Annotated in this window: 11 protein-coding genes; 9 read left to right on the top strand and 2 right to left on the bottom strand. The window is 73.2% G+C overall.

Going from position 1 to position 13,364, the window contains the following annotated elements; all coding sequences use genetic code 11:
- The first annotated feature begins 106 nt into the window (after positions 1-106).
- The 4 genes from ACGFYH_RS08375 (at position 107) to ACGFYH_RS08360 (ending at position 7,623) form a co-directional block, all read left to right on the top strand.
- Complete coding sequence (locus ACGFYH_RS08375; protein WP_393802341.1) at positions 107-2,317, top strand: CDP-glycerol glycerophosphotransferase family protein; 2,211 nt, start codon at positions 107-109, stop codon at positions 2,315-2,317.
- A gap of 7 nt (positions 2,318-2,324) precedes the next feature.
- Entirely contained in the window at positions 2,325-4,568 is a 2,244-nt protein-coding gene (locus ACGFYH_RS08370) for a CDP-glycerol glycerophosphotransferase family protein (protein ID WP_393802340.1), read from the top strand.
- Positions 4,565-5,845 (top strand): hypothetical protein, encoded by a 1,281-nt coding sequence (locus ACGFYH_RS08365; RefSeq protein WP_393802339.1) that lies wholly within the window; start codon positions 4,565-4,567, stop codon positions 5,843-5,845. The genes ACGFYH_RS08370 and ACGFYH_RS08365 overlap by 4 nt, the downstream gene beginning before the upstream one ends.
- A gap of 224 nt (positions 5,846-6,069) precedes the next feature.
- Positions 6,070-7,623: a hypothetical protein gene (locus tag ACGFYH_RS08360; RefSeq protein ID WP_393802338.1), complete on the top strand. Its 1,554-nt coding sequence runs from the start codon at positions 6,070-6,072 to the stop codon at positions 7,621-7,623.
- Positions 7,624-7,668: 45 nt separating this feature from the next.
- On the opposite strand, the gene ACGFYH_RS08355 is transcribed toward ACGFYH_RS08360, so the two are convergent.
- Positions 7,669-8,082, bottom strand: coding sequence for an organic hydroperoxide resistance protein (locus ACGFYH_RS08355; RefSeq protein WP_393802337.1), 414 nt, complete (start codon positions 8,080-8,082; stop codon positions 7,669-7,671).
- A 130-nt stretch (positions 8,083-8,212) separates the two neighbouring features.
- Here ACGFYH_RS08355 and ACGFYH_RS08350 point away from each other — a divergent pair, with 130 nt between their 5' ends.
- The 3 genes from ACGFYH_RS08350 to ACGFYH_RS08340 all read left to right on the top strand — a co-directional run bounded on the left by ACGFYH_RS08350 (position 8,213) and on the right by ACGFYH_RS08340 (position 10,593).
- The gene (locus ACGFYH_RS08350; RefSeq protein ID WP_393802336.1) at positions 8,213-8,686 is read left to right on the top strand and encodes a MarR family winged helix-turn-helix transcriptional regulator; all 474 of its coding nucleotides are present in this window, start codon (positions 8,213-8,215) and stop codon (positions 8,684-8,686) included.
- 106 nt (positions 8,687-8,792) lie between these two features.
- Complete coding sequence (galE, locus tag ACGFYH_RS08345; protein WP_393802335.1) at positions 8,793-9,773, top strand: UDP-glucose 4-epimerase GalE; 981 nt, start codon at positions 8,793-8,795, stop codon at positions 9,771-9,773.
- A gap of 679 nt (positions 9,774-10,452) precedes the next feature.
- Positions 10,453-10,593, top strand: coding sequence for a hypothetical protein (locus ACGFYH_RS08340; RefSeq protein ID WP_393802334.1), 141 nt, complete (start codon positions 10,453-10,455; stop codon positions 10,591-10,593).
- A gap of 48 nt (positions 10,594-10,641) precedes the next feature.
- Here ACGFYH_RS08340 and ACGFYH_RS08335 read toward each other — a convergent pair whose 3' ends face one another.
- Positions 10,642-11,274: a TetR/AcrR family transcriptional regulator gene (locus ACGFYH_RS08335; RefSeq protein WP_393802333.1), complete on the bottom strand. Its 633-nt coding sequence runs from the start codon at positions 11,272-11,274 to the stop codon at positions 10,642-10,644.
- A gap of 170 nt (positions 11,275-11,444) precedes the next feature.
- On the opposite strand from ACGFYH_RS08335, the gene ACGFYH_RS08330 reads away from it, so the two are divergent.
- Together ACGFYH_RS08330 and ACGFYH_RS08325 are read left to right on the top strand one after the other, a co-directional pair.
- Complete coding sequence (locus ACGFYH_RS08330) at positions 11,445-12,386, top strand: ABC transporter permease (RefSeq protein WP_393802332.1); 942 nt, start codon at positions 11,445-11,447, stop codon at positions 12,384-12,386.
- Positions 12,379-13,254: an ABC transporter ATP-binding protein gene (locus tag ACGFYH_RS08325; protein WP_393802331.1), complete on the top strand. Its 876-nt coding sequence runs from the start codon at positions 12,379-12,381 to the stop codon at positions 13,252-13,254. Before ACGFYH_RS08330 ends, ACGFYH_RS08325 begins: the two co-directional genes overlap by 8 nt.
- Positions 13,255-13,364 lie beyond the last annotated feature (110 nt).

The following is a 13,364-nucleotide window of genomic DNA, read 5'->3' as shown; positions in this document are numbered from 1 at the left end:
CGTCCACACGCCGGCCGACGGGACGGCCCGGCCGCCGGCAGGACCCGGCGGGGCGCTCCCGTCCGGCCGGGACAAGTCGGACCTTGATCACGAGAGAAAGAGCAGTATGCCCCGCTTCAGCATCATCGTCCCGTCCCATGGGGTCGCGGGGCGGCTCTCCCAGGCCCTGGACTCGGTCCTCGCCCAGTCCTTCGGCGACTTCGAGCTGATCCCGGTCTGCGACGGCCCGGACTGTGCCGCGGCGGACGTCGCCGGGGAGCACGCCGAGCGGGACTCCCGGGTGACGCCCGTGCACTCGCCGCCGTCGGCCGGGCTGGCCGGGGCGCGCAACGCCGGGATGCGGGCGGCGACCGGCGCGTACCTGCTGTTCCTCGACGGCGACGACACCCTCGTGCCGGGCGCGCTGGCGGCGCTGGACGCGCGGCTGGCGGACACCGGCGGCGTCGACGTGCTGTATTTCGAGCACGAGCGGGTGCCCTGGTGGGAGGGCGAGACCACCAACCCGGCCGCCCCGCTGCTGGCGGGGACCCCGAAGGGCGCCTTCTCCCCCGACCGCGCCCCGCACCTGACCGGTGTGCACCTGCCCTCGTGGAGCGCGGTCCACCGCCGTACCTTCCTCACCGAGCGCCAACTGGACTTCCCCGACGGGCACTTCACGGACGTCGGCTTCGGCGCCCGGGTCGCGGCGCGCGCCGAGCGCGTGGCGGTGCTGCGCTCCGTGGTCGTACGGCATCTGGTGCGGCGCCAGGGCAACCGCCTCAACGTGCCCGGCGAGCACCACGCGGAACTCCTCGACCAGACCGAACTGGCGCTCACGTACGCCGCCGAGCGGGGTCTGCCGGCCGAGCGGCGCGGTCCGCTGTTCGAGCAGCTCTTCGCCGCGGTCCTGAAGACGGCCACCCACCCCCGGCGTCTGACGCGCCGGGAGCGCCGTGCCTTCTACCGCCGGGCGAGCCGCCTCTACCGGCGCCACCGCCCCGCGGGCTTCCGGCCACCGGGCGGGCGGCTGGGTGTGCAGCACCGGCTGCTGGCGTCGGGGTCGTACCCGGGCTTCCGCGCCCTGCGCGCCGCCAACCGGGCGGCGACCGGCGTCCTGCGCCGCCTGCCGTGGCCGCGGGGGCTGCGCACCCGCCTGCACTACCGACGCCACCTGCGCCGCCCGCTGGACGCGAACCTCGTCGTGTACTGCGCCTACTGGGGCCGCGGTTACGCCTGCAACCCGGCGGCGATCCACCGCGCGGCCCGTGAACTCGCCCCGCACCTGCGGTCGGTGTTCCTGGTCGAACCGGACCAGGAACACACCGTGCCGAAGGACGTCGACCACGCCGTCATCGGCAGCCGCCGCTACTGGGAGGTGCTGGCCCGCGCCAAGTACCTGGTGAACAACGCCAACTTCGCCGAGGGCGTCGTCAAACGCCCCGGCAGCGTGCACGTGCAGACGCAGCACGGCACGCCGCTCAAGACGATGGGCGTGGACCAGTCGACTTACCCGGTGGTGGCGGCGGCCACCGGCAGCTTCACCAAGCTGCTGGGCCGCGTGGACCGCTGGGACTACAACCTGTCCGCCAACCGGCACTCCACCCAGATGTGGGAGCGCGCCTTCCCGGGCTCCTACGAACACCTGGAGTACGGCTATCCGCGCAACGACGTCTACTGCACGGCGACCGCCGAGGACGTGGCCCGCGTCCGGCGCGAACTGGGCGTCCCGGAGGGGAAGACAGCCGTCCTGTACGCGCCCACGCACCGGGACTACGAGACCGGCTTCGGCGCGGGCGGCCCGGACCTGGAGGCGTTCTGCGAGGCGGCCGGTGAGGACGTGGTGGTGCTGCTGCGCGCCCACTACTTCTACGACCGGGGCGGAAAGGGGGTGCGCACCGGCCGGATCATCGACGTGACCGCGCACCGCTCCTCCGAGGACGTGTGCCTGGCGGCGGACGCGCTGGTCACCGACTACTCGTCGATCATGTTCGACTACGCCAACCTGGACCGGCCGATCGTCGTGTACGCCGAGGACTGGGACGTCTACCGGGAGACCCGCGGCGTCTACTTCGACCTGATGGCGGCGCCGCCGGGACCGGTGGCGCGGACACCGCAGGAGCTGGCCCGCGTCTTCGGCGACGGTTCCTACGCGGGCCCCGGGGCGGCGGCGCTGCGGGCGGCCTTCCGGGAGCGGTTCTGCGAGTTCGACGACGGCCGGGCCGCCGAGCGCGTCGTGCGCCGGGTGCTGCTCGGCGAGCCGCCCGAGGCGCTGCCGCCCGTGATCCCGCTCGCGGAGCGCGTCCCGGCCCCCGCCGCCGCCACTCTCGTAAGGAGCTGACCCCGCCGTGCCCCGCTTCAGCCTCATCATCCCCTGCTTCAAGGTGCAGGGCTTCCTGCGCGAGTGCCTCGACTCGGTCCTCGACCAGTCCTTCCGGGACATCGAGGTGATCGCCGTCGACGACTGCTCGCCGGACGGCTCCGGCGCGATCCTCGACGAGTACGCGGCCCGCGACGAGCGGGTGCGGGTGCTGCACCTGGAGGAGAACGCCGGCCTCGGCCGGGCCCGCAACGCCGGCATGCCGCACGCCACCGGCGACTACCTCTTCTTCCTCGACAGCGACGACACCCTCACCCCGGGCGCCCTGTGCGCGATGGCCGACCGGCTCGCGGAGACGGACGACCCGGACGTCCTGGTCTTCGACTACGCGCGCACCTACTGGTGGGGCGGCACCCGGCGCAACGCCCTGGCCCGGGTGCTCGCGGAGGCGGGCGGCGGCACGTTCACGGCGGCCGGGCACCCCGAGATCCTCGACCTGCTGATGGTGGTGTGGAACAAGGTCTACCGGCGCGACTTCGTCGAGCGGGAGGGCCTGACCTTCCCGCCGGGCTACTACGAGGACACGCCCTGGACCTTCCCGGTCATGTTCAGCGCGGAGCGGATCGCCGCGCTGGACCGGATCTGCCTGAACTACCGGCAGCGCCGCCAGGGCAACATCCTGTCCACCACCAGCCGCAAGCACTTCGACGTCCACGCGCAGTACGAGCGGGTCTTCGCCTTCCTCGACGCCCGCCCGGAGCTGGCCCGGTGGCGGCCGTTCCTGCACGCCAAGATGGGCGAGCACTGTCTGGACATCCTGTCCAAGCCGGACCGGCTGCCGCCGTCCGACAAGGCCGAGTTCTTCCACCGCACCGCCGGGATGTTCCGCGCGTACCGGCCCGACGGCGCCGAGATCCCGGCCGAGCTGCGGGTACTGGAGCGCGGCACCCTCGGCTACGCGGCCTACCGGCTGCGGCGGGAGTCCGGGCGGGCGGCCCGGGAGGCCGAGCGGCGGACGCGGCAGGCGCGCGGCGCGGTCGCCGGGCGGCTGCGCCGGGTCGCGACCGCGGTGCACACCCGCCGCCGGCTCGACCCCGACCTCGTCGTGTACTCAGCGTTCTCCCACCGGGGTGTGCTGGGCGACCCCGGCGCGATCCACCGCGCGGCCCGTGAACTCGCCCCGCACCTGCGCGGGGTGTGGGTGGTGCGCGACGAGGAGCACGCGGCGGACCCGGCCCTGCTGCCACCGGGCACGGAGCACGTGATCCTGGGCAGTGCCGCCTACCACCGGGTGACCGAACGGGCGGCGTTCCTCGTCAACAACGTCAACTGGCCCGGCACCGTGACCAAGCGGGACGGCGGTGTCCACATCCACACCCACCAGGGCACCCCGCTCAAGTACATGGGCGTCGACCTGCTCGGCAGGCCCGGCGCCCGGCACGGCCTGGACGTGCCGCAGATGCTGCGCCGGGCCGACCGCTGGGACCACAGCCTGGTCGCGGGCCGGTACGCGGAGCGGGTGTGGGAGCGGGCGTTCCCCTGCCACTTCACGTCCGCGCGCACCGGCAGCCCGCGCAACGACGTCCTGGTTAACGCGGGTCCACAGGACGGCCGCCGGGTCCGCGAGCGGCTCGGCGTCCCCGACGGCCACACCGTCGTGCTGTACGCGCCGACCCGCCGCGAGTACCGGCGGGGCGGGCTCGTCGAGCGCCTCGACCCGGCCCGGCTCGCCGCCGACCTCGGTGAGGGCCACACCCTGGTGGTCCGCCTGCACCCCTCCCTCGCCACCGGCCCGGCGCGCGGCATGGGCCTGTCGGAGCTGCACCGGCGGGGCGTGCTGATCGACGCGACGGACGAACCGCACGTGGAGGACCTGATGCTCGCCTCCGACCTGCTGATCACCGACTACTCCGCCCTGATGTTCGACTACGTGCTGCTGGACCGGCCGATCGTCGTCCACGCCGACGACTGGGACGCGTACACGGCGAGCCGCGGCGCGTACTTCGACATCACCGACGAGGCTCCCGGGCACGTCTCGCGCTCCTACCGGGAGCTGGCGTGGCTGCTGGCGTCCGGGACGTGGCGGGACGAGGAGACGGCCCGGGCGAGGGCGGCGTTCCGGGCCCGGTACTGCGAGTACGAGGACGGCCGGGCCGCCGAGCGGGTGGTGCGGACGCTGCTGCTGGGCGAGCCGGTGCCCGCGCCCGAGCCGTCCGGCGTGCCCGGGGCCCGCGCCGTCCCGGCCGGACGCGACCTGCTGCCGTCCACGTGAGACCCCGCACCTGGGTGCTGGTCCTGGCCGCCGTGTTCGCCGTGCTCCAGCTCGCCAACGTCACCGGCCGGGACACCCCGGACACCAAGAACTACCTGTCGTACGCGCTGAGCCTGAGCGGTGGGAGCAAGCGCGAGGTGGCGGCGGCCACCATCGACTACGTGTGCGCGAGCCGGGCCGAGCACGTCCGGCGCGACCAGCGCGTGCACGTGGTCCACTTCCACCGCCCCGACCCCACCGACCGGGTGAGGGCGGAGTGCCGCGAACGGGAGTGGCGGCAGGTGGAGCCGCGGCTGTCGGCCGGGCAGACCGGCGGGCACACCGTGCCGTACATGCCGGAGCGCTTCATGCGGATCTTCGAGGCGCGGCCCGGCTATCCGGCGTTCCTGGTGCCGTTCGTCGTGGCCTTCGGAGTGACCTGGGGCCTGTGGGCTGCGGGTGTCGTCGTCGCCTGCGCGGGCGGTGTCCTGGCCTTCCTGATCCTGCGGTCGATGCCGGTGCCGGTGCCGCTCGCGCTCGGCGGGCAGGCGCTGTTCTACGTGCTGCCGTGCGGGACGACGGCGATGCGCCCGATGACCGAGGGGCTGCTGCTGGCGCTGACCCTGGCGGCGGTGTGGGGCTGTGCGCTGGTGCTGCGGGCGGGACGCCCCCGGTCCGGGCTCCTCCTGGTCGCCGGGTCGCTGCTCGCCCTGTTCACGGTCAAGCACTCCCAGTCGCTGTTCCTGGGGCTGTGCCTGGCGGCGGCGGGCACGGTGATCGCCCTGCGGCGACGCCGACGGGGCGGTCCGGTGCCCCGGGACGTGCTGGCACTCGCGGCGGTGGGCCTGGCCGGCGCGGCCGCCACCCTGGTGCTGGCGCGGCTGCTGCACTATCCGTCCGAGGCGGACAGCCTCCAGGATCTGCTCACCGGCCACTTCGCCCGCCCCGACCGCCGGCACCCGTGGCCGGAGTTCTGGCAGTTGCAGGGCAACTTCTGGATGGAGTGGACGCGCCGGCAGGCGTGGCAGCCGCTGTTCGCGGCGGCGCTGGCCGCCGGGGCGTGGGGCGCGCTGCGGCGCGGGGGCGCGGTCGGGGGCTTCCTGGTCGCGGCGGCGTTCACCGGAATCCTCACCCAGGCCGGGCACCCGGACATCAACATCTGGGGCGAACGCCTGATCGTCCTGGCGTGGCTGCTGCCGGTGGTGGGGGTGCCGCTGCTGCTGGAGCCGGCGGCGGCGGGCGGCCGGGTGCCGCTGCCGGCGCGGGGACAGCCCGACCGGGCGGACGCGATCGGCTGAGCGTCCACCCGGGCCGGGACCCGCTCCGGGCCGGGGCCGCCCCCCTGGCTGAGACTGCCCCCGGGCCGGGACTGCCCCCGGACTGGGATCCGCCCGCGCCCGACCGTCTGCCCGGGACCGGCCGTCCGCCGCCCGGGTGACTTGGGTTGACGGGGGATTGATGGGGGCGACCCCACCGGGAACATACGCCAAATGCCCCGAATGTCCCACCACCGACCTGTTTCGTGAGCGCCGACGTCGTCGTCCGGCGACCCCTGCGCGGCGCGACGGCGCTGCGCCGCGGCCGCGTCCGGCGCCCCACCCCGTACCAGATCGCCGGTTTCCTCTTCTTCCTCCTGATGACGCTGGCGTACTGGGCGGTGCCGCTGTGCTGCGACGCCGGGCAGCACGCGGCCGTCGTCGAGCGGCTGAGGGCGAGCCTGCTCCACCCCCGCCACCCGATGGCCGACCTGCCGGGCGCGGGCAGCGCGTACTACTCGCCCTACGCGGTGGCGCAGGGCGTGTTCGCCCGGCTGACGGGGCTGGGCGGCTGGGAGGTGGTGCGGCTCGCCGGGCCGCTCAACCTGCTGGTGCTGCTGAGCGGCCTGGGCCGTTTGGTACGCGTGCTCACCCCGCGGCCGTGGGCGCCGGTGCTGGCACTGGGCGCGATGACGCTGCTGTGGGGCACCGAGCGGGCCTGGTGGAGCGGCTATCTCGGCCTGATGTCGATGACGGGCAACCTCGGTTATCCGTCGGCCTTCGCGATCGGGCTGACCTTCTGGGCCTGGGCGCTGACCGGGACACGGGCCCGGGACACGCGCCGGGTGCGGTACGTGGGGCCGAGCGGACTGCGCGGCCTGCCCGGGTACGCGGGACTGGGCGCGCTGTACGCCCTGATCCTCCTCGTCCACCCGATCACCTCGGTGGCGGCGGTCCTCGGCGCGGTGGCGCTGGTGGCCGGATGGCAGCGCGGGTGGCGCGGGCCGGTCGCGGGGCGGTGGGCGCTGACGGGCGCCGTGGCGGTGGCGACGGCGGCGGCCTGGCCGTACTTCGACGTGTTCGCGCTGGCCGGCGACGACAGCGTGGACGGGATGCACCGGGTCCTGTACCTCCGTCTGCCCGGGCAGTTCTGGCTGGCGCTGCTCGGGTTGCCGGCGCTGTGGGCGCGCGGCCGCCGCTCGCTCCGGGACCCGCTGGTGCTGATGTTCGCGCTGGACTGCGCGGTGGTGGCGTACGGCTGGTTCGGCGGGCACTACACGTACGGCCGGATCCTCGGACTCACGCTGGTGCCGTTGCAGTTCGCCCTGGCGGTGGAGCTGGCGGCCCCCCGGCCGTGGGGGCGGTGGCGCAGGACGCTGGGCCGGGTGGCGGCCGCGGGCGCCCTGCTCGGGTTCCTCACGGTCCACGCGGGGGCGGTGGTGCCGCGCGCGCTGGACCCGGTCGGCTTCGAGCAGCCGCCGCACTGGCCGACGTACGAGTGGGCGGCCCGGCACATCGGCCCCGGCGAGGTCGTGATCACCGACGGCTACTACGCCGGACACGCCGTCGCCGGGTACGGGCCGAACCTCGCGGCGCCCGCCTGGCCGGACCCGGCGCTGGACGAGCGCGAGCGCGCGCGGCGGGTGGCCGACGTAAAGGCGTACCTCGCGCCCGGTTCCACCCGCGCCGGGCGCGCCGCCGTCGTCCGCCGCTACCACGTCCGCTGGCTCCTGCTGACCCGCTGGCAGCCGGTGCCCGAGGAGGCCGTGGTGGTGGCGTGGAGCGAGCGGACGGGCGAGGTGCTGGCGCGGGTGGGGTGAGCGGGGCGTGCGCGGAACCTACTCGATGACGAGGTCGTGCGGAACCTACTCGATGACGAGGTCGACCGGGATGTTGCCGCGGGTGGCGTTGGAGTAGGGGCAGACCTGGTGGGCCTGCTCGACCAGCTTGCGGCCGGTCTCCTCGTCGAGCCCCTCGGGCAGCTCGACCCGGAGGGTGACGGCGAGCGCGAAGCCCTCCCCCTGCTTGCCGATGCCCACCTCGGCGGTCACCGCGGCATCACTGACGTCGACCTTCGCCTGCCGGCCGACGACGCCGAGGGCACTGCCGAAGCAGGCGGCGTATCCGGCGGCGAACAGCTGCTCGGGGTTGGTGCCCTGCCCGTTGCCGCCCATCTCGACGGGGACGCCGAGCGCGAGGTCGACCTTGCCGTCGGAGCTGACGGTGCGGCCTTCACGGCCGTGGGTGGCGGTGGCGGCGGCGGTGTAGAGCGCGTCCATGGGAGAACCGTCCCTTTCAGGAAGAGGCTGCGTGCCTGACAGACGCAAGTAGAGCACACAACTAAGTTGAACGCAACTAGATTGCCCACAACTAAATGGCGGACAAGTGCCGTCGGCTACCCTGGAACGCATGACGACGACGCCCGCGGCGGACTGGCTCCGCCTGGACCGGCAGATCTGCTTCTCCCTGAACGCCGCCTCGCGCGCCTTCGGCGGCGTCTACCGCGTGGTCCTCAAGGACCTCGGGCTCACCTATCCGCAGTACCTGGTGATGCTGGTGCTGTGGGAGCACGGACAGCTGCCCGTCAAGAAGCTCGGTGAGCACCTGCGCCTCGACTCCGGCACCCTGTCGCCCCTGCTCAAGCGGCTGGAGGCGGCCGGTCTCGTCCGGCGGGAGCGCAGCGCGCGCGACGAGCGGTCGGTGGAGGTGCGGCCGACCGCCGAGGGCTCGGCGCTGCGCGAGCGTGCCGTCGAGGTGCCGCGCCGGATCGCCGCGGCGACCGGGCTGGACCTGGCGGAGGTCGAGGACCTGCGTACCCGTCTGGACCGCCTCACGGCGGCGCTGGACACGTACGGCGCGCGGCCGTCCCCGGCCACCACCTGAGGGCTGGGTGTCCGCGCGTGAGCCGGATGGCGGATCATGGCACGGGGAACCGAGGGACCGGCGGAGAGACCGACGGACCGACTTCACTGACGAGGGGACGGCCGCAATGACCTGGCTGATCACCGGCGGCGCCGGATACATCGGGGCGCACGTCGTACGGGCGATGACGGAGGCGGGCGAGAAGGCGGTGGTCTACGACGACCTGTCCACCGGCGTCGCCGACCGCGTGCCCGACGGCGTCCCCCTCGTGGTGGGCTCGGTGCTGGACGGCGAACGGGTCGCCCGCGCCCTGGCCGACCACTCCGTCACCGGCGTCGTGCACCTGGCCGCCAAGAAGCAGGTCGGCGAGTCGGTGGACCTGCCGCTGCGCTACTACCGGGAGAACGTCGAGGGTCTGCGGGTCCTGCTGGACGCGGTCACGGCGGCCGGCGTTCCGTCCTTCGTCTTCTCCTCCTCCGCCGCCGTGTACGGCATGCCCGACGTCGACCTGGTGACCGAGGAGACGCCGTGCGTGCCGATGTCGCCGTACGGCGAGACCAAGCTGGCCGGCGAGTGGCTGGTCCGGGCCACCGGCAAGGCCTCGGGCCTGGCCACGGCCTCACTGCGCTACTTCAACGTCGCGGGCGCGGCGAGCCCGGAGCTGGCCGACACCGGCGTCTACAACCTCGTCCCGATGGTCTTCGAGAAGCTGACGGAGTCCGCGGCCCCCCGGATCTTCGGCGACGACTACGCGACGCCGGACGGCACCTGCGTGCGCGACTACATCCACGTCGTCGACCTGGCCGAGGCCCACGTGGCCGCCGCCCGCGCCCTCCAGTCCTCCCCCGGCCGCACCCTCACCCTCAACATCGGCCGGGGCGAGGGCGTCTCCGTCCGCGAGATGGTCGACCGCGTCAACGCCCTCACCGGCTACGCACAGCCCCCGACGGTCACCCCCCGCCGCCCCGGCGACCCGGCCCGCGTCGTCGCCTCGGCCGACCGCGCCGCCCTCGAACTGGGCTGGACGGCCAAGTACGACGTCGAGGACATGATCACGTCGGCGTGGGCCGGCTGGGTACGGCTGCACCCGGAAGCGGCGCGGGACTGACGCCCCGGTCACGCCCTCCGAGTCCGGCCCGGAGGGCGTCGGCGCCGGGCCACCGGGGCACCTGCTCGCGCACCCACGCGGGGCCGGGATCGGTGTACGGCCGGCCCGCCACGAGCAGGGTGGGCACGGTCTCCTCGCCGTCGTTGGCGGCCCGCACCGCTGCCGCACCGTCGCCGTCCCGCCACCCGCGCCGAACGGTGTCGGCTCGGCTACGGGGTCCGACATGTCCTGTGACAACGGACTTGAACCGCCTGTCATCGAAGTCGGGCCGGTGAGAGGCAGTTGGCTGCGTCAGCGCCGACCGCGCCGCGCCTCCCGGACATCCCGCATGCACTGAGCATTCCGCTCTTCGGCATGCCGCCGGGAGCGTGCCACCACAGGCCCCAACAGCCCATACGGCACCGAGAACAGCAAGCAACGAGCTGCGAAGTCCCATCCCCACGATGCGTCGCCCACCAGCGTCATGACAACGCTCATGACGACTCCCGTCGCCACCGCCGCGCCGATCTGCTTCCGCCATCGCCCCATGACTGGCAGTTACCCCACCGTCCTGTGATCACTGACAGGCCGGCCGTCCGGCGCGGGAAGACCTGCCAGCGGTCCAACTCCGGTACGACCGCTGCGGGTGTCACGGGTTCCGTGAACGCCGCAGGTCCCGTGGGCGCCACGGGTTCCGTGGATGCCGCGGTCCCGTGAACGCCACGAGTTCCGTGAGCGGCACGAGTTCCGTGAGCGGCACGAGTTCCGTGAACGCCACGAGTTCCGTGAGCGGCACGAGTTCCGTGAACGCCACGAGTTCCGTGAGCGGCACGTTCCGTAGGCTCCACGGGCACGTCGGGACGGGAGCCACTGCCAACCCGGCCGCGGCTCAGAGCGCCTTCAGGCCCTCCGCCGTCGCCCGTGCCAGCGACCCCAGGTAACCCTTCGGCAGCTTCGGACTGCGGATGACCACGGAGCGCCAGTACAGCGGCCCCGAGATCAGGTCCAGGGCCAGGTCGGTGTCCAGGGCGGGGCCCAGCTCACCGCGTTCCGTCGCCGCCGCGAGGATCCTGCTGGCGACGCCGTCCTGGCCCTCCCGCAGGGTCTTCCGCAGCGCCTCGGCGATGTCGGGATTGCGGGCCGCCTCCGCCTGGAGGTCGGGGATGACCTGCGAGGCCACCGGGTGGCGCAGGGCGCGGGACGTCACCTCGTACAGCAGCCGAAGGTCGCCCTCGAGGGAGCCGGTGTCCGGCGCGGGCAGGCCCTGCACGGCGAGGGCGGAGACGATGTCGAGCACCAGATGCAGCTTGGAGCGCCAGCGCCGGTAGACGGCGGTCTTGCCCACGCCCGCGCGGCGTGCGATCCCCTCGATCGACATCCGCGCGTAGCCGACCGCCGCGAGGTCCTCGAACACCGCCGCGCGGATGGCCTCCGTCACATCCTCGCGGAGTACCGCCGCCCCGGCGGGGGCCCGGCGGCGCGGGCGCGGCGGCGGCTCGTCGGCGGCGGCGTTGGTCGTCATGCGAGACAAGCATAGGGCGTCACGACGAAACGGTTGCGTTCCGACGTCGCCACGCCTACGCTCGCGTCACGACGATACGGTGCCGTCCCGACGTAACTGAACATACGCGGTCACCCAGGTGAACGACGGGCGTCACCTCTCACCCCCTCCCCCGAGCGAAAGCACCGGATGTGAGCCAGGTCCTCGACCCACCGCCCCCGACACAGGCATCGGCCCAGGCCGCCCCCACCCCCGCCGCCGAACACGACCTCGCGGCCCTCGCCGCCCGTCACGGCCTGTCGGTCAGCGGCGCCCGCCCCTCCCTGCCCCAGTACGTCCGCCTGCTGTGGGCACGCCGGCACTTCATCGGCGCCTTCTCCACCGCCAAGCTCACCGCCCAGTACAGCCAGGCCAAGCTGGGCCAGGTCTGGCAGGTGATGACGCCCCTGCTCAACGCGGCGGTGTACTACTTCATCTTCGGCATGCTGATGAACACCAGCCGCGGCGTGGAGGACTTCGTCCCGTTCCTGGTCACCGGCGTGTTCGTGTGGACGTTCACGCAGAGTTCGATCATGGCGGGCACCCGGGCCGTCTCCGGCAACCTCGGCCTCGTACGCGCCCTGCACTTCCCGCGGGCCGCGCTGCCCGTGTCGTTCTGCATCCAGCAGCTCCAGCAGCTGATGTTCTCGATGGGCGCCCTCGCCCTGATTTTGCTGGCCTTCGGCGTGCCGCCCTCCCCGTCCTGGCTGCTCGCGGTCCCGGCGCTGACGCTGCAGTTCGTGTTCAACGCGGGCGTGGCGATGGTCATGGCCCGGGTGGGCTCCAAGATCCCGGACATGGCCCAGCTGATGCCGTTCCTGCTGCGCACCTGGATGTACGGCTCCGGCGTCATGTTCAGCATCGACCACATGACCGGCCCCGACAGCGGCCTGCCGTCCTGGGTCGGCACCACCCTCCAGCTCAACCCCGCCGTCGTCTACATCGACCTGATGCGCTTCGCCCTGATCGACAGCTTCGCCGGGAGCCAGCTGCCGCCCCACGTGTGGGCGCTCGCGGTGGGCTGGGCACTGGTCGCCGGCATCGGCGGCTTCATCTACTTCTGGAAGGCCGAGGAGACCTACGGTCGTGGCTGACAACAACAGCAATGCCGCCCGGCGGACGGACGGGCTCGTGCCCACCGTCATCGCCGACGGCGTAGACATCGTCTACCGGGTCAACGGCACCGGCGCCGGCCGCGGCTCCGCGACCGCCGCCCTCAACCGCATCCTGCGCCGCAAGCAGAGCGAGAAGGCGGCGGGCGTACGCCGGGTGCACGCGGTGAAGAACGTGTCCTTCGTGGCGTACCGGGGCGAGGCCATCGGCCTGATAGGCACCAACGGTTCGGGCAAGTCGACACTGCTCAAGGCGGTCGCCGGCCTGCTCCCGGTGGAGAACGGCCGTATCTACACCGACGGACAGCCCTCCCTGCTCGGCGTCAACGCCGCCCTGATGAGCGACCTGACCGGCGAGCGCAACGTGTACCTCGGCGGCCTGGCGATGGGCATGTCCCGCACGCAGATCAAGGAGCGGTACCAGGAGATCGTCGACTTCTCGGGGATCAACGACAAGGGCGACTTCATCACCCTGCCCATGCGCACGTACTCCTCCGGCATGGCGGCCCGGCTGCGCTTCTCCATCGCCGCCGCCAAGGACCACGACGTCCTCCTCGTCGACGAGGCCCTGGCGACCGGCGACCGTTCCTTCCAGAAGCGCTCCGAGGAACGCATCCGGGAGCTGCGCAGGCACGCCGGCACGGTGTTCCTGGTCAGCCACAGCAACAAGTCCATCCGCGACACCTGCGACCGGGTGCTGTGGCTGGAGCGCGGCGAGCTGCGGATGGACGGGCCGACGGAGGAGGTCCTGAAGGAGTACGAGAAGTTCACCGGCGGCCCGGACAAGGGGGCGAAACCCAAGCCGCAGACCAAGGCCGCACCCGCTCCGAAGGCGCCGACGGCCGCGTGAGCACGCCCGCCCCGTCGCCCGGGAGGCGTACTCACGGTTAACCCTTTTGTCCGATTGATGTCACGATGACCGAAGAGAAACCGACCCACAGGAGTGCTCCGGGAGCGACG

Origin of the sequence: Streptomyces sp. NPDC048392 (assembly GCF_043200575.1) — a bacterium.
Classification (GTDB): domain Bacteria; phylum Actinomycetota; class Actinomycetes; order Streptomycetales; family Streptomycetaceae; genus Streptomyces.
Note: the sequence above shows the minus strand (reverse complement) of the source record. Positions and strands in the feature narration are given on the sequence as shown.